At 56.4% G+C, this 22,268-nt stretch carries 24 protein-coding genes; 9 read left to right on the top strand and 15 right to left on the bottom strand.

All coding sequences use genetic code 11. The annotated features are described in order from the left end of the window. The coding region (locus ACOVRA_RS06375; protein ID WP_421719553.1) for a hypothetical protein at positions 1–751 on the bottom strand (751 nt) is incomplete at its 3' end. Between the two features lie 229 nt (positions 752–980). On the opposite strand from ACOVRA_RS06375, the gene ACOVRA_RS06370 reads away from it, so the two are divergent. Further along, positions 981–2,573 (top strand): sodium:solute symporter, encoded by a 1,593-nt coding sequence (locus ACOVRA_RS06370; protein ID WP_421719552.1) that lies wholly within the window; start codon positions 981–983, stop codon positions 2,571–2,573. Here the strand turns inward: ACOVRA_RS06370 and ACOVRA_RS06365 are convergent. The 3 genes from ACOVRA_RS06365 to ACOVRA_RS06355 form a co-directional block, all read right to left on the bottom strand. After that, complete coding sequence (locus tag ACOVRA_RS06365; RefSeq protein ID WP_290803406.1) at positions 2,570–2,788, bottom strand: hypothetical protein; 219 nt, start codon at positions 2,786–2,788, stop codon at positions 2,570–2,572. The genes ACOVRA_RS06370 and ACOVRA_RS06365 overlap by 4 nt on opposite strands. 142 nt (positions 2,789–2,930) lie before the next feature. Beyond that, entirely contained in the window at positions 2,931–3,968 is a 1,038-nt protein-coding gene (locus ACOVRA_RS06360; RefSeq protein WP_298229587.1) for a ribonucleotide-diphosphate reductase subunit beta, read from the bottom strand. A gap of 126 nt (positions 3,969–4,094) precedes the next feature. Next, a complete protein-coding gene (locus ACOVRA_RS06355; RefSeq protein WP_421719551.1) occupies positions 4,095–4,595 on the bottom strand; it encodes a GNAT family N-acetyltransferase in 501 nt (166 codons plus the stop codon). Here ACOVRA_RS06355 and ACOVRA_RS06350 point away from each other — a divergent pair. Next, positions 4,583–5,335: a hypothetical protein gene (locus ACOVRA_RS06350; RefSeq protein WP_421719550.1), complete on the top strand. Its 753-nt coding sequence runs from the start codon at positions 4,583–4,585 to the stop codon at positions 5,333–5,335. The genes ACOVRA_RS06355 and ACOVRA_RS06350 overlap by 13 nt on opposite strands. A gap of 37 nt (positions 5,336–5,372) precedes the next feature. Here ACOVRA_RS06350 and ACOVRA_RS06345 read toward each other — a convergent pair whose 3' ends face one another. Both ACOVRA_RS06345 and ACOVRA_RS06340 read right to left on the bottom strand, forming a co-directional pair. Continuing rightward, entirely contained in the window at positions 5,373–7,274 is a 1,902-nt protein-coding gene (locus ACOVRA_RS06345) for a ribonucleoside-diphosphate reductase subunit alpha (protein ID WP_421719549.1), read from the bottom strand. A 348-nt stretch (positions 7,275–7,622) separates the two neighbouring features. Next, a complete protein-coding gene (locus ACOVRA_RS06340) occupies positions 7,623–8,852 on the bottom strand; it encodes a serine hydrolase domain-containing protein (RefSeq protein WP_421719548.1) in 1,230 nt (409 codons plus the stop codon). Positions 8,853–8,877: 25 nt separating this feature from the next. Between ACOVRA_RS06340 and ACOVRA_RS06335 the strand changes: the two genes are divergently transcribed. The 3 genes from ACOVRA_RS06335 to udk are packed head-to-tail and all read left to right on the top strand — an operon-like array spanning position 8,878 to position 10,331. Continuing rightward, on the top strand, positions 8,878–9,297 hold the full coding sequence (locus ACOVRA_RS06335; RefSeq protein WP_421719547.1) for a hypothetical protein: 420 nt from the start codon (positions 8,878–8,880) through the stop codon (positions 9,295–9,297). A 47-nt stretch (positions 9,298–9,344) separates the two neighbouring features. After that, a complete protein-coding gene (locus tag ACOVRA_RS06330; protein ID WP_290803389.1) occupies positions 9,345–9,665 on the top strand; it encodes a heavy metal-binding domain-containing protein in 321 nt (106 codons plus the stop codon). A 6-nt stretch (positions 9,666–9,671) separates the two neighbouring features. Next, the gene (udk, locus tag ACOVRA_RS06325) at positions 9,672–10,331 is read left to right on the top strand and encodes a uridine kinase (RefSeq protein ID WP_421719546.1); all 660 of its coding nucleotides are present in this window, start codon (positions 9,672–9,674) and stop codon (positions 10,329–10,331) included. A 53-nt stretch (positions 10,332–10,384) separates the two neighbouring features. Here udk and ACOVRA_RS06320 read toward each other — a convergent pair whose 3' ends face one another. The 4 genes from ACOVRA_RS06320 to ACOVRA_RS06305 all read right to left on the bottom strand — a co-directional run bounded on the left by ACOVRA_RS06320 (position 10,385) and on the right by ACOVRA_RS06305 (position 14,478). Next, positions 10,385–11,791: an NAD(P)(+) transhydrogenase (Re/Si-specific) subunit beta gene (locus ACOVRA_RS06320; RefSeq protein ID WP_290803384.1), complete on the bottom strand. Its 1,407-nt coding sequence runs from the start codon at positions 11,789–11,791 to the stop codon at positions 10,385–10,387. A gap of 1 nt (position 11,792) precedes the next feature. Next, the gene (locus ACOVRA_RS06315) at positions 11,793–12,134 is read right to left on the bottom strand and encodes an NAD(P) transhydrogenase subunit alpha (RefSeq protein WP_298229602.1); all 342 of its coding nucleotides are present in this window, start codon (positions 12,132–12,134) and stop codon (positions 11,793–11,795) included. A gap of 9 nt (positions 12,135–12,143) precedes the next feature. Further along, the gene (locus tag ACOVRA_RS06310; protein WP_421719545.1) at positions 12,144–13,280 is read right to left on the bottom strand and encodes a Re/Si-specific NAD(P)(+) transhydrogenase subunit alpha; all 1,137 of its coding nucleotides are present in this window, start codon (positions 13,278–13,280) and stop codon (positions 12,144–12,146) included. 97 nt (positions 13,281–13,377) lie between these two features. Then, the gene (locus ACOVRA_RS06305; protein WP_421719544.1) at positions 13,378–14,478 is read right to left on the bottom strand and encodes a Rieske 2Fe-2S domain-containing protein; all 1,101 of its coding nucleotides are present in this window, start codon (positions 14,476–14,478) and stop codon (positions 13,378–13,380) included. A 122-nt stretch (positions 14,479–14,600) separates the two neighbouring features. On the opposite strand from ACOVRA_RS06305, the gene ACOVRA_RS06300 reads away from it, so the two are divergent. The 4 genes from ACOVRA_RS06300 (at position 14,601) to ACOVRA_RS06285 (ending at position 16,462) form a co-directional block, all read left to right on the top strand. Beyond that, positions 14,601–15,011, top strand: a complete 411-nt coding sequence (locus tag ACOVRA_RS06300; RefSeq protein WP_421719543.1) for a hypothetical protein — start codon at positions 14,601–14,603, stop codon at positions 15,009–15,011. A 91-nt stretch (positions 15,012–15,102) separates the two neighbouring features. Next, positions 15,103–15,492 carry a DUF6249 domain-containing protein gene (locus tag ACOVRA_RS06295; protein ID WP_421719542.1) on the top strand — a complete coding sequence of 130 codons (390 nt, stop codon included), beginning with the start codon at positions 15,103–15,105 and terminating at the stop codon, positions 15,490–15,492. 32 nt (positions 15,493–15,524) lie between these two features. Next, positions 15,525–16,136, top strand: a complete 612-nt coding sequence (locus tag ACOVRA_RS06290; protein ID WP_421719541.1) for an RNA polymerase sigma factor — start codon at positions 15,525–15,527, stop codon at positions 16,134–16,136. After that, positions 16,133–16,462, top strand: coding sequence for a hypothetical protein (locus ACOVRA_RS06285; RefSeq protein WP_421719540.1), 330 nt, complete (start codon positions 16,133–16,135; stop codon positions 16,460–16,462). Before ACOVRA_RS06290 ends, ACOVRA_RS06285 begins: the two co-directional genes overlap by 4 nt. Here the strand turns inward: ACOVRA_RS06285 and rimO are convergent. From rimO to rbfA, 5 genes are all read right to left on the bottom strand, one after another. Next, a complete protein-coding gene (gene rimO, locus ACOVRA_RS06280; protein WP_298230680.1) occupies positions 16,459–17,787 on the bottom strand; it encodes a 30S ribosomal protein S12 methylthiotransferase RimO in 1,329 nt (442 codons plus the stop codon). The genes ACOVRA_RS06285 and rimO overlap by 4 nt on opposite strands. 365 nt (positions 17,788–18,152) lie before the next feature. Beyond that, positions 18,153–20,360 carry a polyribonucleotide nucleotidyltransferase gene (gene pnp, locus ACOVRA_RS06275; RefSeq protein ID WP_421719539.1) on the bottom strand — a complete coding sequence of 736 codons (2,208 nt, stop codon included), beginning with the start codon at positions 20,358–20,360 and terminating at the stop codon, positions 18,153–18,155. Between the two features lie 236 nt (positions 20,361–20,596). Then, positions 20,597–20,866, bottom strand: coding sequence for a 30S ribosomal protein S15 (gene rpsO / locus ACOVRA_RS06270; RefSeq protein ID WP_290803356.1), 270 nt, complete (start codon positions 20,864–20,866; stop codon positions 20,597–20,599). A 28-nt stretch (positions 20,867–20,894) separates the two neighbouring features. Next, positions 20,895–21,857 (bottom strand): tRNA pseudouridine(55) synthase TruB, encoded by a 963-nt coding sequence (gene truB, locus ACOVRA_RS06265; RefSeq protein WP_421719538.1) that lies wholly within the window; start codon positions 21,855–21,857, stop codon positions 20,895–20,897. Continuing rightward, positions 21,857–22,264: a 30S ribosome-binding factor RbfA gene (gene rbfA / locus ACOVRA_RS06260; protein WP_298230676.1), complete on the bottom strand. Its 408-nt coding sequence runs from the start codon at positions 22,262–22,264 to the stop codon at positions 21,857–21,859. Before rbfA ends, truB begins: the two co-directional genes overlap by 1 nt. Between the last annotated feature and the right edge of the window lie 4 nt (positions 22,265–22,268).

Below are 22,268 nucleotides of genomic sequence, written 5' to 3'. Positions count from 1 at the left end.
AGTCCACCAGCGGCTGTTGGCTGACCTTGATCGTACCCGTCGCAGGTCGGTCGAGGTCGAAGATCGTGACCAAGGACAAGGTCAAAAGCAAAAATAGCAAGCCATTGCCAATGCGCTGCACCAGACTGGGCATGGCTTGCGAATAGCCCAGGACAAAGGCTGCGATGAAGGCATAGCCGACCAGCATTGCGACAACACTTGTTGGCACTTTGGCGAGATTAATGGCCTCGCGCGCACTGCCGACATCGATCACGTCATTCACGCTGGCCATCACGGCAGGCCCCATAGGGGCAGAGGCGACGCTTTGTGTGGCGGCGATCCCTGTTGTCGCAAGCACTGCGCGCTGTCGCTCGGATTCTGCGGCCAAGGGTGGCTTGTCGTGAAAGGCCGCCTGACCATAAGCTAGGCGCGTCCTAGCATAGGCCTCTAGCTGCTCTCGCAATTGGGTCTGCACGGGCTCGGCGGCAAAGGCAGTACGGATATGGGCCGTCCCAATCGCATTAGCCTCCTGCACGACCAAATCACGGCGCGATTCATAACGGTCCAAAGCCATGCCAAAGGTGAAGGCTATCAAGAGGCCCAAGAGCGCAAACACACTCGACAGCAGATAATCCACCCCGTCGGCCCCACCATCGGTGCCAGCGCCAGCTCGCCGGCGTAGAAACTGGCGCAGCGCCCGCCCCAAGAATTCAAAAACGACCAGACTGACCAGCAAGATCAGCCACAATAGCCATAACGGCTGATCTGCCACGAAGGAGTCTATCATTTGGCTATCATCTCCCGCGTTGCGCGCGCATTGGCACTTCGTGTGGGCCAGTATCGGTTGAAGTTTGCAATGGGGTCAAGCCAGGCGCGGGCAGCGCTGCTGTGGCGTGGGCGCGCTGTGAAAACTATCGCACGACTGGTTGTCGAACGAGAGTGGTCACATTAGCGTGATCAAGCGGTTGCGCAGATAACCCGTCAAAACTAGGGGAAGAGACATGGACACGCTGCAAGCATCGATGGCGAGCTTGGACTGGATCATCGTCATCGGCTACATGGTGGGCATTATCCTCTTGGGGCTCATTGCTTCCCGTGGGCAGACAGACGCTAAGGATTATTTCCTCGCTTCACGCTCCGCAACCTGGCCAACCATTGGCTTGGCCCTCATCGGCTCCAACATCTCTGCGACAACGCTAATCGGCCTAGCTGGTGCTGCCTATACGATCGGCATTTCGGTTTTCAATTACGAATGGATGGCCACCGTTATTCTGGCGATCTATTGCGTCTTTGTGTTGCCGGCTGTGCTACGCAGCCAAGTCTATACGATGCCAGAGTTTCTAGAGCGGCGTTATTCCAGCTCCATCCGGCTCTATTTCTCGGGCCTAACCATCTTCCTCAACATTGTAGTCGATACAGCCGCGACCCTATTTGGTGGCGCGATCCTATTCAAACTCTTGTTCCCCGGCCTTGAGCTTTGGGAAATTGCCGCCATTCTTGCGGTCACGGCAGGGCTGTATACGGCTTTGGGCGGTCTGCGTGCGGTGATGGTGACCGAAGTCGTCCAAACGATCCTTTTGCTGGGTGCCTCTGTCTTCATCGCTTATTTCTCGTTTGAGAAGGCAGGTGGCTGGCATGCAGTCATGACCCAAGTCGACCCAGAGAAACTAAGCCTGATCCGCCCTAATGATGATCAGGGTGTGCCATGGTTCGGGCTGATCACGGGCGTGCCGCTTCTGGGGTTTTATTTCTGGTGCACCAACCAATTTATGGCGCAACGGGTCATGAGTGCCAAAACCCTCGATCATGGTCGTTGGGGCAGTTTGTTTGCCGGCGTCTTGAAGCTGCCAATCCTGTTTCTGATGGTCCTTCCTGGCACGGCCGCCATCCTGATTTACCCAAATCTGGCCAAGGGCGACATGGTCTACCCGACTTTGATCTTCGATCTTTTGCCTGTCGGGATCGTCGGGATTGTGATTGCTGGGTTCTTGGCAGCCATCATGTCGTCCATCGCGTCGACCTTTAATTCGGCCTCCACCCTTGTGACGATGGACTTTGCCCGCAAGATCGCACCAGACTTGACGCAAACGGCCTTGGTACGCATTGGACGCATCACCACCTTGGTACTGATGGTGTTGGCGATTGCTTGGATCCCCGTCATCGAGAAGCACGCAGACTCGCTTTGGCAATATATTCAAGCCGTGCTGGCCTATGCCGTACCGCCGATTGTCGCGCTGTTCGTGTTGGGCTTGTTCTGGAAGCGGGCAAACGCAACTGGGGCAAAGATCGGCCTGACCTTGGGCACGTTGTGCGGCATCTATTTGTTCATCGCCATCGCGATGGAAAAATCCATCAACATGCACTTTTTGATCGCAGCCGTCGTGATCTTCGCGGTGGCTTTGGTGGCAACCGTCTTGGGCTCACTCCTCGCCCCTGCCCCAGAGCTCGCCCAGATTGAAACCCTGATGTGGCGCAAGGCCGACTATGATGCGGAGACAGAGCATCTGCGCACACGGCCGCTCTGGCAGAATTATCGCATCCAAGCGGCCATTCTGATCGCAATTACCGCTGTGCTGGTCTGGATCTGGCGCTAGTGGATGGTTGGGGTGTCGCGGCCGAGCCTGCCTCCAAGCACGTCTTCCAACACAGAACGCAAGCCGCGCCAAGCATCTGCCACAACGGGTGAGCCTTCGCTTTCGAGCTCTCGGATCGTGCGATCAGCGACGCCCAGAGCATCGTCGCCATGGGCATCGGCTAATGCCCACGCAATGCGGGTTAAACTGTCGACGGGGATTAGATCGAGACGCATGTGAGACCATCCTATTCGATGGTCTCACTTCAAGAAACGTGCCAGCCAAATCATTGATAAATTCGGCTATTTTGGTCGAAATTCGTCAAACGGCTAGGCAATTCATGCCGCTTGCGCGGCACGAATGTTCAAGTGGAAGTGCTTAGAGCGCGCCTTCGGAAGAGCGTTTTTGCAGCATGCGATCAAACATCGACCACACACCTTCTTCGCCATGCCAGTCGCCCTTGGTGGCACCCTTGGAATATTCCGTCGCGCGGGCTTCAAAGAAGTTCGCATGCTCCACCCCGTTCAACATGGGGCTGAGCCAAGGAAGCGGATGTTCGGTCACGCCATAGACGGTCGGCAGCTCAAGCTGCGACAAGCGCCAGTCGGCGATGTAGCGAATGTAGGATTTGATATCTTCCGGAACCATGCCTTGGACAGGGCCCATTTCGAAAGCGAGATCGATGAATTTGTCTTCCAGCTTCACCACCGTCTTGCAGCAATCGACGATATCGTCCTTCACCGAAGCCGACAGCTTGCCGGTTTCGCGGGCGTAGGTGTGGAACAATTTAACCATGCCCTCGCAATGCAAGCTTTCGTCGCGAACCGACCAAGATACGATTTGGCCCATGCCCTTCATCTTGTTGAAGCGGGGGAAGTTCATCAGCATCGCAAAGGACGCAAACAGCTGCAGGCCTTCGGTAAAGCCACCAAACATCGCCAAGGTGCGCAAGACGTCTTCTTCGGTGTCGACACCAAAGTCCTGCATATAGGTGTGCTTGTCGCGCATAGCCTCATATTCCATGAAGGCCGAGAATTCAGAATCGGGCATGCCGATGGTCTCAAGCAGAAGCGCATAAGCGGCGATATGCACGGTCTCGATGTTCGAGAAAGCCGACAACATCATCTTGACTTCGGTCGGCTTAAAGACGCGGGCGTAGCGCTCCATATAATTGTCGTTCACTTCCACATCCGACTGGGTGAAGAAGCGGAAAATTTGCGTCAGAAGATTGCGCTCATTGTCATTCAGACGGGTCGCCCAGTCTTTGCAATCTTCGCCCAGCGGCACTTCTTCTGGCAACCAGTGAACTTGCTGCTGGCGCTTCCAGAATTCATAGGCCCAAGGATAACGGAAAGGCTTGTAACTGTGAGATGGTGTCACCAACCCGACGCCCGTACCATTATCTCCAAATGCCATTGATCGCCCCTATATCGTGTGTGTTTCGTGCAGTGCGCCCCTATATATAGATCGGGGCTTGGTTAAAACCAGCTTAACAACATCGTGCAAACACGAAACAATGATTCCCCGTTTCTGGCGACTTGTTCACAGACTTTTCTGCAAAATCACCACATCGAGATAGCGGCCAAACTTATGGCCCACATCGCGCAGCACACCGACATCCTCAAATCCCATGGCCCGATGCAGGCCGATGGAAGCCAAATTGCCACTATCGCCAATCACCGCCAGCATTTGGGAATAGCCGGACTGGGTGCATTGGGCGATCAATTGGGCCAAGAGCGCCCGCCCAACACCGTGACCAACCGCCTCTGGCGCGAGGTAAATCGAGTCTTCCACCGTGCAGTTATAAGCGGGCCGCTCGCGAAACGCCCCGGCATAGGCATAGCCAATCACCTGTCCATCCTCGGCACAGGCGACCAACCAAGGGCTGCCCCGCGTGGCGATCTTGGTCATACGGGCTTGGATTTCGGCCAAATCGGGTGGCTCCAGCTCAAACGTGCCCGTGCCTGTTTTGACATGATGGGCATAGATTGCTTGAATAGAATCTGCATCCTCTAACGTGGCAGGTCGAATTGAATAGCGCATTACACGAGACTGCCACAAACAAGCCCGCAGGCGCAATCACGGCGCGGCGCGGCAAAATCATTTTAATGACGCTGCTCGCCATCTTGGCGTGGGTTGCCTTAAACCTAGGCCTCGTGGTGGCGGCTTGGATGCGGTCCTATTACGCACCGATTGAGCCCGTACCCCAAGCGGCATCGCTTGATCTTCGCACCGACAAATCCGCGACCGGGCGCGTCATCACCATCATCGCGACTAAGCCCACCCCATCCAAGGGCGACTTCATCGGCCATTTATGGCTGGAGTGGCCGGAAACCCCACCGCTGGCGCGACCCGGTTCGCATGAGAGCGGCTATTATGCGAACGATCAAATCCAAGCAATCAAAGCGATGGCCACAGCGCTGATCCTGCCATGGGGCACAGTCACCGGTCAGGACTTTGTGCCAGGCCTGATGAAAGTGGACGACGGTTGGTGGCGGCATTTGCAAGTCCATGTCCGTGTCGACGAGGCCCGCTATCAAGCAGCGCTTGCCGTGGATCGGCGTTGGCGCACGGAAAACCGCTATCGCTTGCGACCCAGTATGATCGGTCCCGATAAGGGTAAAACCTTTGCCTGTCAGGATTATGTGTTTGATGTGGCTGCGGCTTTAGGTCTCGACACCGCCCACCGGAGCTGGACCGAATTCCCCATGGGCTCGTTCTTGCGCTTTGCTCGGATCAATAAGATTGCGATTGCCGGACAAACAAACGGGTCCGCCCAATAGAGGCAGACCCGCTTTAGTGACTTGTAGGGCTAACCGCTTATTGGCAGGCCAAGCACTCTTCATAATCTGTAGGCGCACTGCTGGCCATGTCGACAACGTCCTCGCCCTTATTGGCCGAACCCGCAATCTGGGCGCGCTGGATGGACTTGGAGCGGCAGTAATACAGGCTCTTGATGCCCTTTTCCCAAGCCGACCAATGCAGCATGTGCAAGTCCCATTTATCAACATCGCCAGGAATAAAGACGTTGAGGCTTTGGCCTTGGCAGATATAGGGCGTGCGGTCAGCTGCCAGTTCAATCACCCAGCGCTGATCCAATTCAAAGGCGGTCTTGTAAACCGACTTCTCAAGCTCGTTCAGGCAATCCAGATGCTGGACCGAACCTTCGTTCTCAAGGATCGACGTCCACGTCGCATCATTATTGAGGCCCTTGGTATCCAAGAGCTTCTCTAAATAGGGATTCTTGACCGAGAACGAACCTGACAACGTCTTGTGGGTGTAGATGTTGGCGGGGATCGGCTCAATGCCCGCACTGGTGCCACCACAAATGATCGAGATCGACGCCGTTGGGGCAATCGCCAGCTTGTGGGTGAAGCGGGCCATCACGCCTTGCTCGGCGGCGTCTGGGCAGGGCCCGCGCTCTTGCGCCAGTTTCACCGAAGCCGCGTCTGCCGCTTGGCGGACTTGCTTGAAGATCCGCATGTTCCAGCTTTTTGCCATGGCGCTTTCAAATGGAACACCTTGGGCTTGCAAGAAGGAGTGCAAGCCCATGATGCCCAAACCGACCGACCGCTCGCGGAAGGCCGAATAAGTTGCGCGTTCCATTTCATCTGGCGCACGCTGGATGAAGTCTTCCAACACATTGTCGAGGAAACGGAAAATGTCCTCGATGAAGTTTGGATCGTCCTTCCACTCCATATAGGTCTCGGCATTGAGCGAGGACAGACAGCACACAGCCGTACGGTCTTTGCCCAAATGATCCTTGCCGGTGTGCAACATGATTTCGCTGCACAGATTGGATTGACGGACCTTGAAGCCCAGCTTGCGCTGGTGAGCTGGCATGGCTTTGTTCACAGTGTCGACGAACAGCAAGTATGGCTCGCCGGTTTGCAGACGCAGATCCAAGATTTTCTGCCAGATTTTGCGGGCCTTAACCGTCCGCACAGCCTCATTGGTCTTGGGGCTGATCAGGCTGAAGTCGCCATCGCTGCGAACCGCTTCCATGAATTCATCGGTGATGTTGATGCCATGATGCAAATTCAAGCTCTTGCGGTTGAAGTCGCCAGAGGGTTTGCGGATTTCGAGGAATTCTTCGATCTCAGGGTGATGCACATCGAGATAAACAGCGGCCGACCCGCGACGGAGCGAGCCCTGCGAGATCGCCAGCGTCAAGGAATCCATCACGCGAATAAAGGGGATGATGCCGCTGGTGTGGCCATTGGCCCCAATCTTTTCACCGATGGAGCGCACGCCGCCCCAATAGGTGCCGATACCGCCACCGTTGGAAGCAAGCCAAACGTTCTCATTCCAAGACTGCACGATTCCATCGAGGCTGTCGTCAACCGAGTTCAAGAAGCATGAGATCGGTAAACCGCGCTCTGCCCCGCCATTCGACAAAACAGGGGTTGCGGGCATGAACCACAATCTGGAGATATAATCATACAGGCGCTGGGCGTGGGCAATATCGTCGGCATAGGCAGTTGCGACGCGGGCAAACATATCCTGATAGCTTTCGCCCTGCAGCAAATAGCGATCTTCCAGAGTAGTCTTGCCGAAATCCGTCAACAGCGCATCACGCGACCGGTCGACTTTAACGCTTTCTACGATCCGAAGCTGAACGGCTTTGGGCTTGCCACGATGGACGGCACGGCGCGCAAGTGCCGGTGCTGCGCTGGCGACAGCTTCGATGGCATTAGCGGTGGCTGCATCATTCCCGTTCATTATTCCTGCTCCCAAATCGTTACCGGCCCGTCAGCCGTTCAGAACACCCGATTCCCCAGCCTTTGAACAGCCCTAAATGTGGCGGTGCACACAAGTTCGTTCGCGCGACTCACATGTTTGCGCAGATTGGGATGATTCGGCGTTCTGCCTAGAATTTGCGCCCGCCCCCAGAGCAAGACACCATATATAGTGGATGTGCCTTGCTGCGGCGGTCAATGGGGTTTTTCACGCAAAATGTATTTTTCAGTTAATGAGTGATTAACGCAGTCGGACAGCCGCGAGGGATTCTTCATGAAGATGAAGAGGATTCTGGCGATTCCAGTCGCTTTATTGGGGTGTCAACGGCCCTTAGGGCTGGGTGACGGTTGGAAAGGCATCCACAATTGGTTGCAGCCATGCGTCCAACGTGTCCCAACCTGATTCGTCCGCCATCAGGCCCAAGCGCACAATCACCAAATCCTTAGAGGGAATCACCCCGATCCACTGGCCTTGGAAGCCGTGCGCCTCAAACGAATCATAGGGGCCATTCTTGAGCGTGCCTTGCTTGTTCGGCAGGCTCAGCCACCAATGCGCCCCATAGCCGGGTGCCCCTTCCGCCGTTGTCGGCGTCCGCAAAAAGTCGACATAGCCTTCTGGCAAAATGCGTTTGCCGTCCCAGACCCCGTCGCGAAGATGGAGCAAACCAAAGCGCGCCCAATCTTGTGCGGTGGCATGCATCAGGGAGGACGCATAGAAATTGCCCGCCAGATCAAACTCTGCGGCCACATTATTCATGCCGATAGGCCGAAACAGCCGATCATACATGAAATTGCGATAGCCTTCGGCCCCCGTTGGGTCCTTCAAATTGCGCGGTGAAACTGCACGGGCGACCGCAGCTGAAATCAAATTCGTGGTGCCAGAAGAATAGCGCCACTTCTCGCCGGGTTTAAACTCTGTCGGCCGATCGGTCACATATGCGACGATGTTTTCACGCCCTGGTCCAAACAGCATCTTGGCCGCATCATTCGAGACCGGGTCGGCATAGCCATCTTCACGCCAGCGCAGTCCGTCACTCATGTGCAGCGCCTGCCGAATGGTGATGTCGCGCCGGGGGTCGCCGTCGTCCCACAGGGGGTCGTTCAAGGGTTGATCAAGCTTGAGCTTGCCGTCCAACATCGCGATGCCGACAAGGCTGGAAGTCACGCTTTTGGCCATCGACCACGAAACCAGCTTGGACTTCTCGTCAAAGCCGGTGCCGTAGCGCTCAGCGACGATCCGGCCACCTTGTATAATGATGACCGCGCGGGTTTCACCCATGGGAGACTTTGAATTGCCGAATGCCTGATCGAACTGTGTCTTGATAACTCGTGCGGCTGCTTCAGGCGCTTCGCCCCTTGGCCAGGCGTCAGTCGGGAACGGCACGCCCTTTGGCTGGGGCGGCAGAGGCACCAACGGGCCCTTGGCATAGGCCGCCATTTGCGCCTTCTGGCTGTCTTGCGCGACCACAAACGTACCCAAGCCTGTGGCGATTGCCGCACAAACGGCAAGGCCGAGCCAGACTGGACGGGAAAGTGTTGGAAAATTTCTGCTGGGACGCATGGCGCGGCGCATCATTAGCCTCTAGATGAACAAGACAGACCGGATTAGGCTGGTCTATAACGACTCTCTTTATAAGGTTCTATGGCCTGTGCGCAAACTGCCTTCTTTTTCTACGATCGTTGGCATCGTCCTTGTTGCCATATTCGTCATCGTGATGGCGGTTGGCTATCAAGCGCGCAAGTATGGGGAGATTGGTGCCGGCTTCATCGCGCGCCAGATGTGCAGTTGCCTCTATGTCCAAAACCGAGATGAGAAGTCCTGCCGAGCCGAAATTGGTTCCCAGATCGATAGGGCGCAGATCGTCTATATGGATGAGCGGGTCATCGTGAATTTCTCCGGCCTCAATCAAGCTGAAGCGCGCCTAAAGCCCGGCTATGGCTGCAATGTGCAGACCTTTGTCGGCACCATGCCTGCGCCCGTCCTCAATGAGCCGGTGAATAACTAGGCTGCGCTTGAACGCCTCGCCACAAGAACCAACTGAAGGAGCCTAGGATGATCGTAACCACGACTGATTTTGTTGAAGGCCGGAAAGTGACGCACTATCTAGGAGTCGTTGCGGGCGAAGCGGTGATCGGGGCCAATGTATTCCGCGATTTGTTCGCCGGCATTCGCGACGTCATCGGTGGACGCAGTGGTGCTTATGAAAAAACCCTTCGTGAAGCGCGCCAAGTTGCGATTGATGAGCTGATGCTGGAAGCGGAAGCCTTGGGCGCTGATGCTGTTGTGGGTGTGTCGATCGATTTTGAAGGTGGCGTACACCAAGGCACGATGATGATGGTTGCTGCCAGCGGCACCGCCGTGCGCCTTGGATAAGAAGGCGTGACAACTTCCCCCTTTTTAGTGGCCATTAGCGGTGGTTCAGGTTCCGGTAAGACAACAACGGCAGCGCAATTGGTCGGACTTCTCCGTCCGTTGACGGCTCGCATTGTCAGCCAAGACGACTATTATAAAGACAGCCGCTCTTTGCCGGGCTTTGATCCCGCCACCTATGACTTTGACACGCCGGATGCGCGCGACCACATATTGTTGGAACAGCATCTGAAGGCGATTAAAGCGGGCGAGGCCGTAGATGTCCCCATTTATGATTTCACCATCCACGGACGGCGGGAAGCCACTCACCGCCTGCCGCCATGCGATGTGGTCATCCTCGAAGGCACGCACACCCTTTGCGACAGCGCCATTTATAATCTATGCGACTTGAAGGTCTTCGTGGACACGCCCTCTGATATCCGATTGCTGCGCCGTCTATTGCGCGACATTCACGAGCGCGGCCGGACACCGGAAACAGTTGCGGCTCAATATTTGTCTTCAGTTCGCCCGGCCTATGAGCGTTGGACTGGGCCCAGCCGGATGAATGCAGACTTGATCGTCTCAGGCGGAACTGGCGTGCAAGGCTCGCAATCGGAAACCGCCTTTGGCGCAGCTGCCCAGATTGCCGCGGCTATTCGTAAAGCGCTTGGGTTGGCAGCGGTCGGTTAAACGAAAAAGGGCCGGGCAATGTGCCCGGCCGCTTCTGCTATCGAATTTATGCCCTAAAGCGACTTCACGATCGCTTCAGTCATCTTCTTGGCGTCTGCAAACAACATCATGGTGTTATCGCGGAAGAAAAGTTCGTTCTCTACGCCCGCATAGCCAGAGCCCATGCCGCGCTTGATGAACAACACCGTTTTCGCCTTTTCCACATCCAAGATCGGCATCCCAAAGATCGGGCTTTGCGGATCGGTTTTGGCAGAAGGATTGGTTACGTCATTTGCGCCAATCACATAGGCCACGTCTGCCTGCCCAAATTCTGAGTTGATGTCTTCAAGCTCAAAAACTTCGTCATAGGGCACTTGGGCTTCGGCCAACAACACGTTCATGTGGCCCGGCATACGCCCTGCGACTGGATGGATGGCGTATTTAACTTCGACGCCTTCGGCTTTCAGCTTGTCGGCCATTTCTTTTAGCGCGTGCTGGGCTTGGGCCACCGCCATGCCATAGCCAGGAACGATGATGACACGTTCTGCATTCTTCATGATGAAGGCTGCATCTTCCGCGCTACCCTGCTTAACAGGACGGGTTTCGACCTTGCCACCGGCAACAGCTGCACCATCGGCGGCACCAAAGCCGCCCAGGATGACCGAGATAAAGCTGCGGTTCATGCCCTTACACATGATGTAGGACAGGATCGCACCAGACGAACCGACCAAAGCACCCGTGATGATCAGCGCATTATTCTCCAGCGTGAAGCCCAAAGCCGCCGCCGCCCAACCAGAGTAAGAGTTGAGCATGGAGACCACGACAGGCATATCCGCGCCGCCGATTGGGATGATCAAGGTCACGCCCAATAGGAAGGACAAGGCAACCAGCGCCCAGAAGGCCCAGAGTGCAGCGCCATGCGTGGCGATCAACACGCCGATCAGCGCGATAATGCCCACCAAAATCAGAATGTTTAGCAAGTGACGGGCTGGCAGGATGATGGGCGCGCCGCTCATATTGCCGTTAAGCTTCGCAAACGCGATCAACGACCCGGTAAAGGTGATCGAACCAATCGCGATCCCAAGGCCCATTTCGATCAAGGACGCGGTTTTGATTCCGCCGCCTTCAGCCGCAATGTGAAAAGCCTCGGGGCTATACATGGCTGCACCAGCAATCAGAACGGCGGCCAGACCGACGAGCGAGTGAAACGCTGCCACCAATTGCGGCATGCTGGTCATGGCGATCTTGCGCGCCAAGACTGCCCCGACACCGCCACCAATGGCGGTTGCCGCGAGGATCAGGCCAATCGTCGTGACATCAAGCTTGACGGCCAACAAAGTCGTGACGACCGAAATCGCCATGCCGATCATGCCATAGGTGTTGCCTTGACGACTGGTTTCAGGACTGGAAAGCCCGCGCAGGGCCAAAATGAACAGGACCCCGGAAACGAGATAGAGTAGGGCTGCAATGGATGGGGTCATCTTAGTGGCCGCCCTTTCCAGGAGCCGTACGCTCCTTCTTCTTATACATGGCCAACATACGTTGGGTCACGAGGAACCCGCCGAAAATGTTGACGGCGGCCAGGGCCACGGCGAGCGCGCCCATGCCACGCGACACCCAGGTCGCGCCATCAGCGCCACCATCTGGCAGTGTCGCTGCGGCGGCGATCAAGGCGCCGACGACAACGACCGAGGAAATGGCGTTGGTTACGGCCATCAAAGGCGTATGCAGGGCGGGAGTCACACTCCAAACCACATAATAGCCAACAAAAATCGCCAACACGAAAATGGCGAGGCGGAAAACGGTGGGATCAACGGCTTCCATGTTCAATCCTCATGCTGCTGTCAGGGAGGGGTGCACGACCGCGCCATCGCGGGTGAGCAGCATGCCCTGAATGATATCGTCGTCAAAATGGGGGGCGAAGCCCTTGGTGTCCGCATCGGTCAGCAAGGGCAGAAGATTGAGCAAATTCTTTGCGTAAAGCGCGCTGGAATCGGCTGCCAACCGGCCAGGCAGATTGGCAAAGCCCGCAATCGTCACGCCATTTTCAGTCACCACCAACTCGTCCGCCTTAGACAGCGGGCAATTGCCGCCCTGCTCTACTGCCAAATCGATAATCACACTGCCGGGCTTCATGGCGGCCACCATTTCTGGCGTCACCAAGACGGGGGCAGGACGGCCGGGGATCAAGGCCGTCGTGATCACGACGTCTTGCTTGGCAATATGTTCGCAAACGAGGATCGCCTGTTTAGCCTGATATTCCGCACTCATGGGCTTAGCATAGCCCGCAGCGGTTTCGGCGGCTTTGAACTCTTCATCCTCAACCGCGATAAACTTCGCACCCAATGAGGCGACTTGTTCTTTAGCAGCAGGCCGCACGTCGGTTGAGGTCACGATTGCGCCAAGACGACGGGCTGTTGCAATCGCCTGAAGACCGGCTACGCCTGCCCCCATCACAAAGCATTTGGCCGCAGCAACAGTTCCTGCTGCCGTCATCATCATCGGGAAACCACGGCCATAAAGCGCCGCGCCTTCGATGACAGCGCGATAGCCGGCCAAGTTTGCCTGCGAGGACAATGCGTCCATGGCTTGCGCGCGCGTGATGCGCGGGGTGAATTCCATCGACAACGCGACCACGCCAGCTTTAGCCGCTGCTTCAATCAGCGCCTTGTCGCTATGCGGACTCCAGAAAGCCACCACGCCAGCGCCTTTGGGAACCAGTTTCAGCTCAGCGGCACTTGGACGGCGCACCTTCAAAAGAAGGTCCGCACCTTTCAGCGTCGCCTTCGCATCGGCGGCGATTTCAGCACCTGCTTCTACGAACAGGCGGTCAGGCGAAGATGCTTGATCACCGGCACCGGTTTCGATCACGATCTGATGGCCCGCTGCCGTCAATTTTTTAATGGTTTCTGGCGAGGCCGCCACCCGGGTTTCCCCGTCGCGCGTTTCCTTCAGTATTGCTATTCGCATGAAGCCTAATCTCCCCCTGAGCCCCTGCACGTGCTTTATTCACACGATGGCTGACGTACCGCGCTGACGCAAGCCTATTTGTCGCACGTGCTTTAAATCAACTGCGCCACTTCAAGCGTTGTGGGCGAATGGGATTAGAGAAAGGCCGCCCCTCAGCCCGACTTTGCGCCCATTCCCGCTTGAGTTTGTTATACCACTTAGCTTGCACGTCGATGTCGTCAATCCAAAGCATGCCTTTTGTAAAAGGCAGCCCTTTATTCTGTAGGTCCACCATGCGGCCATCTTGGTCCAAGAATTCGCGGGCGGCGGGGATGAGGATCGGCTTGATCAGGTCCAGTAACGGCGCACGGGTCCAGTAGCTAATCTGGGTAATCAAGGTCGATTTGCCGTCAATTGGCGTAAGACAGGTGAGCGTGAAGAACTGGCTCTTGTCATTTTCCACCACTTCCCAGCGGAAACCCGGCACCATGAAGACAATCTCGGTCGTCACCCCCTCGCCGAACAACAGGCGGTAGGCCAGAGAGTTAGAGGACGGCGCATGGCGCGCAATGGCCCAGCCGTAAAGCCGGGGCTCAAATTGCTTTTCTTTAAGCTTGAGGCCGACCGATGGCGGACGCCACCACCATTGATTATGAACAAAGGGGACATGGGCCGGGTCCATCAGACCCACCACAGCATTATCCATATGCGCTTCAAATACCCGGCTGACGACGAATTTGGGCTTGTCGGCCTTAATGCCAAAATCTGGCGGCGGAAGATCGGGCGTACCGTCAAACCGGGGGTCAGAGGAGATATAGATAAAGACCAAACCATTGCGCTCGGCATGGGGATAGCGGCGGACTTTCACCTTGGCTGGGTCATAGGGCTGGCCTTCGACCAAAGACGGCATCAGCTTGCACACCCCATCGCCGCCAAAGCGCCAGCCATGATAGGGGCATTCAATCGTGGCTTGGCCATTGGTCTCAACTTGCCGCCCCGCCGACAAAGGGACTGCACGGTGCGGGCAGACGTCGCGTATGGCCAACACCTCACCCTTGGCGGTACGGCCGAGAAGCACCGGTTCGCCCACAATCATACGACGGAATTGTTTGCCCGCCTTCAACTCCGCCGAGGTCGCGGCAAAATACCAGCAATCCAGCAAGAGCCCATCGGACGTGATGGATTGCGCGGTCGAGAGAGGGGAAACGTCATCAGCCATAGCAAATCCTATAGACTAGTTTTGCCGACACGAAAAATATCACCAGATGTGGAATTCTGCCGCATCCAAATCCAAGGGCTGTGGCGTCTTATCTGTATCCAACCAACAATAAGGATACCACAATGAAAACCCTCCCCCTGATCCTCGCCGCCGGCCACCTCTGCTTGGGCTTCGCACTTGCAAGCCCAGTGTTTGCAGCCGTTCCGCAGACGAAAGTTATATCCCAGCGGGTTGTAGCCCCACTCAAGCCAGAGCAAATGGCTTGGGCGAAGGACTTGGCCCACCCCAACAGCCGACATACCCTTTGCCAAGCTGAAGGCCGGCAAGCCTTTAGTGCAAAGACATGCGCAATTCTAAGCCAACTTGCGCCCCAGCCCACCACCGAAGGCCAAGTCATTGACATCAAAACACTGAAAGCCAATCGCGCCCTCTGGCTGTCTCTGCCCATGAGCGTCCGCGACCGGCTGGAGACCTATGATGTGCTGGTGATTGCCAGCGCGAAGGCACCCAACCAACCCACTCTTGCTCGTTAGTCACAAAGAATGCAGCTTGGCTGCATCCAAATTCAGATGCGGCGGCGTCATAAGTCTTTGCCGTCGCCGCACATGAGAAAAGGAAAAGAAAATGGAAAATGTTGGTGAACTCGTCCCCTTCATGATTTCGCTCTCAATCACGATATCGGTTCTTGCGGGTTTCTACTGGAACGCCAAATTTCGCGAAAGTCAGCAAGAGACCCTGCGTCAAGTGATCGCGTCTGGCCAAAAGCTGGATGAAACGACATTGAAGCTCATGGTGAAAGCGCCTAATTCGCCTGAAATGGACCTGCGCTCTGGCCTCATCAGCCTGTCGATGGGCCTAGGCTTTTGTGCGGCTGGCGGAATCAGCAAACTGAATTTTGACGCAGGTTTTGGTAGCTTCATGATCATGACTGGCGTTGTTTTGGCCTTTACCGGCTTCGGTCAGCTCTTAAGCTGGCGCTTGCGTCGCCCTGCTCCCGCGTCTGACCCGCAATAGGACGTGGCGAAACGCGAACTGAGGTTATGATCGTGCACACCAGTCAAACGCTTGTTAGCGATGTTGATGAAGCCTTGGTCAAGCGCGCCCGCACGGGTTCCTCCAACGCGTTTGATCAGCTGGTGCGCCGTCATCAATCCGCCGTTCGTGGCTTCCTGTGCCGGATGGTCTCTGAGCCCAGCTTGGCAGATGATCTGGCACAGGAGACTTTTTTGAAGGCTTGGAAAAACTTGTCGCGCTGGCGCGGTGCCGACCAAGCCGGGGGCAGTTTCCGCGGTTGGTTGTTTTCCATCGCCGTAAACGCGGCCTATGACCAACGTCGCGGCCACGCCCGAGCGCAAAGGCGCGACGCGGACTGGCTGGCCGATCAAGATCAAATCGCCACCCAAGAAAACGGTGTCGCCGCCAAACTCGACCTCGACAAAGTGCTCCAAGCCCTCTCGCCCGATCAGCGCCTTGTCGTGGCGCTGTGTTTTGGGGCGGGGCTTTCCCATGCAGAAGCTGCCCAAGCCCTGTCCATGCCGCTTGGAACCGTAAAAAGCCATGCCCAGCGCGGCCGAGACCGCGCCATCGAAGTCATGCGGGACTTGCGCTCTGCGACCCCTACGGCCAAAATCGATCTGTCAGAAAGCAAACAGCCATGAACCAAGACGATCTTGCTCTCAAATCCTTGTTTTTCGAAGCCTCAAGCTTAGCGGAATCGGCCAATGACGAAGCCTTTGTGGCGGGCGTCTTGCGGGAAGTTCAAGCTGACATCGCGCGCAAACAGATTTGGCGCGAAATAGGTGGGATCATATTTGTTGTGATGATCTTGAGCCTGCTCGCCTATCTGGCCCCCACTGGCCTGCCCATCATTCAATCTGCCGTCTTGGCAAGCGCGGCGATGTACGGCCTGAGCCATCAGACTGTGATGTTGACCTTAGTCCTCAGCCTCAGCTTTGGCAGTTGGTGGCTGGCGACCAAAAACTAGATCGCTTCGCCGACCAGATCATAATCGCCAGCATCCACGATCCGCGCACGCACGATATCGCCAGGCTTAGCCTTCTTAAAGCCGTGCAACTCAATCGCGCCATCGACTTCGGGCGCATCCCAAACCGTGCGGCCAATCGGGCCTTCATCATCGACTTCATCAATGATGACATCGACTTCCTTACCAATCTTAGTGGCTAAACGCTGTTCGGAAACTTCACGTGCGACTTCCATGAAGCGGTGCCAGCGCTCTTCCTTCACTTCCTCGGGCACATGACCTTCGAGGTCACGCGAAGGCGCATGGACGACATTCTCATATTTGAAGCAGCCAACCCGGTCGATTTGGCCTTCGCGCATGAAGTCGAGCAATTGGGTAAAGTCTTCCTCGGTCTCGCCGGGGAAGCCGACAATGAAGGTCGAGCGGATGGCAAGGTCAGGGCATTCAGACCGCCATTTGGCGATGCGGGCGGCTTGCTTGTCCTGATTGGCAGGGCGGCGCATCGCCTTCAACACGCGCGGGCTGGCATGTTGAAAAGGAATGTCGAGATAGGGCAGAATTTTACCCTCTGCCATCAGATGAATGGCCTCATCAACATGGGGGTAAGGGTAGACATAATGCAGGCGTACCCAAGCACCTAAACTGCCCAGATCTTTGCAGAGATCATAGAATTTCGCGCGATACTCGCGGTCTTTCCACGTGCTGGTGGCATAGCCAATATCTAGGCCATAGGCAGACGTATCCTGGCTGATCACCAACAGCTCTTTCACGCCAGCACCGACCAGCTTTTCAGCTTCTGCCATCACATGGGCGGCTGGACGCGAGACGAGATCGCCGCGCAGCTTCGGGATGATGCAGAAGGAACAGCGGTTGTTGCAGCCCTCCGAGATTTTCAAGTAGGCATAGTGGCGTGGCGTCAGCTTCACGCCGCCTTCAGGCACCAAATCCAAGAACGGGTCATGGCTGGGCGGCAGCGCGGAATGGACGGCCGACATCACGCTCTCATATTGCTGCGGCCCTGTGATCGCCAAGACTTTGGGGTGGCGCTCTCGGATCACATCCGGCTCTGCCCCCAAACAGCCGGTGACAATGACCTTACCGTTTTCGGCAATAGCCTCACCAATCGCATCCAAACTCTCTTCCCGCGCGCTATCGAGGAAGCCGCAGGTATTCACCAGCACAAGGTCTGCGCCGCTATAGTCGGGCGCGATCTGATACCCCTCCGCCCGCAAGCGCGTAATGATCCGCTCGCTATCCACCAGCGCCTTGGGGCAGCCCAGCGATACAATGCCAACTTTAGGAATGGTTTTTTCAAGTGCGTCTGTCATCGGCTGGCTTTAGCGCGCGGGGCCGTGTGGGGCAAGGCGCGAGGGGTTGCAGGCAGCGGTAGGATTGGCTGAGCATACTTAGAAGCGTTTTGGTGCCTATTCTGGTCACCCAACCGCGTGACGAGCATGACCGGGCGCTTTGTCGCGTCAAGTCCAGATTTCTTTCAGAAATCTGCCGCGTAGCGGCGCAAAGCGGACTTGACCCGTCAAATCGCCCACCGACATTTAACTGAGGCCTTTGGTGTAGGCAGGGCCTGCACCAAAGCCTTCCAGACGAAAAACCCTGCCTGCCCCGGCACCCCACATACCAAAACGGCGACCCCCGAAGGGATCGCCGCTGGTAATTCAGAGAAAAACAGAAAGCCTTAGTCGCGACGGCGACGGGGGCGTTCGCTGCGCTCGCGGGGTTGTTCGACCTCTTCAGGCTCCCCACGCTCTGCACGCTCTGCTTTCAGCTTTTCTTCGATGTCTTCGCCGGTGGCTTGGTCGACGACTTTCATTGACAAGCGGGTCTTGCCGCGATCATCAAAGCCCATCAGCTTCACCTTCACGGTGTCACCCTCTTTGACGATTTCGCCAACGGTTGCGACCTTGCGGTTTGCGAGTTGCGAGATGTGGACCAAGCCGTCCTTCGCGCCGAAGAAGTTCACAAAGGCACCAAATTCCATGACTTTGACGACTTTGCCTTCATAGACTTTGCCGACTTCAGCTTCGTCCGTGATGCTCTTCACCCACTTCACAGCGGCATCGATCTTGTCTTGATCCGATGCGGCAACTTTCACGCTGCCATCATCTTCGATCGAGATTTTCGCGCCAGTCTTTTCCACGATTTCGCGGATGACCTTACCACCGGTGCCGATCACTTCACGGATCTTGTCGGTTGGGATCATGAAGGACACGATCTTTGGCGCAAAGGCGTTGAGTTCGCCACGAGCACCTGTCAAAGACTTGGCCATCTCGCCCAAAATGTGCATCCTGCCAGCATGGGCACGGGTGAGGGCGACCTTCATGATCTCCTCAGTGATGCCTGCAACCTTGATGTCCATTTGAAGCGAGGTGATGCCGTTTTCGGTACCAGCGACCTTAAAGTCCATATCGCCCAGATGATCTTCATCACCCAGAATGTCGGTCAGAACTTCGAAGCTGCCGTCATCTTGCAGCACGAGGCCCATCGCAACACCAGCAACTGGCGAGCTGATTGGCGCGCCTGCGTCCATCAGAGCCAAAGACGCACCGCAAACCGACGCCATCGAGGACGAGCCGTTGGATTCAGTGATCTCCGACACCAAACGGATGGTGTATGGGAATTGCTCTGGGGTTGGCAGAACCGCTTGCATCGCGCGCCAGGCCAGCTTGCCGTGGCCAATTTCGCGACGACCAGCGCCACCCATGCGGCCCACTTCGCCCACCGAATATGGAGGGAAGTTATAATGCAGCATGAAGCGCTCTTTATAGGTGCCCTCTAAGCTGTCGATGAATTGCTCGTCATCGGCAGTGCCCAAAGTGGCAACCACGAGTGCTTGGGTTTCACCGCGGGTGAACAAGGCCGAGCCATGTGCACGCGGCAGAACGCCAGCTTCAGAAACGATCGCACGTACCTTATCGACCGGGCGACCATCGATACGACGGCCTTCCTTCACGATGGCGCTGCGCACGATGTCGCTTTCGACTTCTTTACAAACCGTCTTGAACAGCGAACCGTCCATGCCGTCTGGATTTGTTTCAGAAACAACCAAAGCTGCTTCAGCGCGCTTCTTCGCGGCACCAACGGCGTCTTGGCGAGCGCCCTTATCGGCGATGCGGTAAGCGGCATCGATGTCTGCGCCGATCATGTCCTTCACAGCCTTGTTTTCGGCGCTGTGATCTTCAGCTTGGAAGTCCCAAGGATCTTTGGCGGCTTGCTCTGCCAGCGAGATGATCAGATCGATCACAGGCTGCATTTGCTTGTGTGCGAAGGAAACCCCGCCCAACACCACTTCTTCGGACAATTCGTAGATTTCCGACTCAACCATCATCACGGCATCAGCGGTCCCTGCGACCACCAAGTCCATGTCGCTTTCTTTCAGCTGATCGACGGTTGGGTTCAGCACATATTCGCCATTGATATAGCCAACGCGTGCGGCCGAGATTGGGCCCATGAACGGAAGACCCGACAGAACCAAAGCAGCCGAAGAAGCCACCAATGCCACGATATCGGGATCATTTTCCTGATCATGCGACAAGGTGGTGATGACGACTTGGGTTTCGTTCTTGAAGCCTTTGGCGAACAAGGGGCGGATTGGGCGGTCGATCAAGCGGGAAACCAGTGTTTCCTTTTCGGTTGGACGACCTTCGCGCTTAAAATAGCCACCTGGAATACGGCCAGCTGCATAGAATTTTTCTTGATAATTCACGGTCAGCGGGAAGAAATCGATCCCCGGCTTGGCCGAACGCGCACCAACAGCGGTCGCGAGAACTTGTGTGTCGCCATAGGTGGCCAAAACGGCCCCATCGGCTTGGCGCGCCATGCGGCCAGTTTCCAGTGTCAGCGTACGTCCGCCCCATTCGAGCGAAACAGTCTTTATGTCAAACATCATCATTCCTTCTGGCAGATCATGAGGCCTTCCCCATGCTGCCGCCTACAAAACTTGGAACAGGCCTTCCTGAACCAAGGGGTCCGGCGTCCTTGCCGGAGAAAGCCCTCACCCTATGCGAGAGCCATCTTTCATCTTACTCCTCTTGCCGATCTCCGGCACCGATTTCGGGTGAGGGGCAAATAGCAAAAGGGCGGCGCATCTCGCACCGCCCTGATTGGTTTTGTCACGACGCCTTAGCGACGCAGACCATGCTTGGTCAAAATGGCTTGATAACGTGCCACATCGCGGGACTTTACATAGTCCAGCAAACGGCGACGCAACGACACCATGGCCAACAGGCCGCGACGTGAGTGATTGTCCTTCTTGTGCATTTTGAAATGCTCAGTCAGGTTCACGATACGCTCGGTCAGGATCGCGATTTGTACTTCTGGGCTGCCCGTATCGTTTGGGGCGAGGCCATGTTCTTTCATGATTTCGAGCTTACGCTCTGGTGCTACCGACATCGTGGTTCCCTTTGGGTTGGCGGCGGGTTCAATCGCGCGCACTGAGTTGAAACACACGGACCGGCTCAAACCGTCCCGCGCGTGCGTCTCCTATAGCGACGGCTTGGCCTTGAAGGGTTGCCAGTGCTGCTCGGCTCATGTCTTCGCCGGATACAACACGGGGTCTGCGCTTGGAGCGCAGCTCTTCAACCTGGTGGGGGAGAAGAACAATCCCGCGGCCTTGCCGCAACCTGAAAGCCTCTTCCGCTGTTACGGCCAGCGCCGGGATGTCGTCCAGCGCGGTCTCAACTGGCAAAAGGCTGTCGGACGCGGCGTCGCTATTGCATACTTCCTGTAGCTTTTCCAGTGTTATTGCTGCGCTCTCATGGAATGGGCCGACTGAAGTTCGCCGCAAAGCGCTCACATGACCCTCCGCGCCAAGCGCTGTTGCAAGGTCACGAGCCAAGGCGCGTACGTAAAAGCCCTTGCCACAGCGGCATTCGATGGTGGCATGATCGGCGTCGGGCACATCGACCAGACGCGCTTCAATCAGCAAAACCGTGCGCGCTTTGAGTTCAGGCACTTCACCATCACGGGCCAGATCGTAAGACCGCTCGCCCGCCACTTTAATGGCGCTATAGATGGGCGGGACTTGTTGGATCTCACCGATAAAGCCAACCAGAGCCGCCTCGATTGCCTCTTTGCAAGGCCGCACGTCCGAGGTAGCAATAATTTTGCCTTCGCGGTCTTGGGTATCGGTAGAGGCCCCCCATTCGACCGTGAAGCGATAAGATTTCTCAGCCTCCATCAACCAAGCGACGGTTTTGGTGGCTTCACCAAGCGCGATCGGTAGAATTCCGGTTGCTAACGGATCCAACGTGCCAGCATGGCCAGCCTTCTTGGCGTCAAACGCACGCCGGACGCGGGTGACGGCATCGGTGGAAGTTAGATGCAGGTCTTTGTCCAGAACGATCCAACCATGGATATCCTGGCCCTTTTTGCGGCGCGACATCAGGCCTCATCCGCCGGCTTGATCAAATCGGCGCGAACTTTGGGATCGTTGAAAAGATCATTCATCTTCAAGGCCGCGTCATAGGACGTGTCGGCCAAGAAGCGCAGGTCCGGTGTAAACTTGCTTTCCAGCGCCCGCCCGCATTCGCCGCGCAGGAATTTAGATGCACGGTTCAGCGCCTTGGCAATCTCTTCGGCGTCTTCGAGGCCGAGAGCCGCGACAAAAATATTGGCGTGCTTGAGGTCTGGGCTCATACGGACCTCGCCGACCGTGATGCTTTTATCGACCAAAGCCGGATCGCGAATGTCGCCACGGCGCAGAATTTCGACCAGCACGTGGCGAATGTTTTCCCCCGCCCGCAATTGCCGCTGGGTAGGGCCAGATGAATTATCGAAACGCTTTGCCATGATC

It is taken from the genome of Aquidulcibacter sp., from assembly GCF_049239865.1.
GTDB lineage: Bacteria > Pseudomonadota > Alphaproteobacteria > Caulobacterales > Aquidulcibacteraceae > Aquidulcibacter.
Note: the sequence above shows the minus strand (reverse complement) of the source record. Positions and strands in the feature narration are given on the sequence as shown.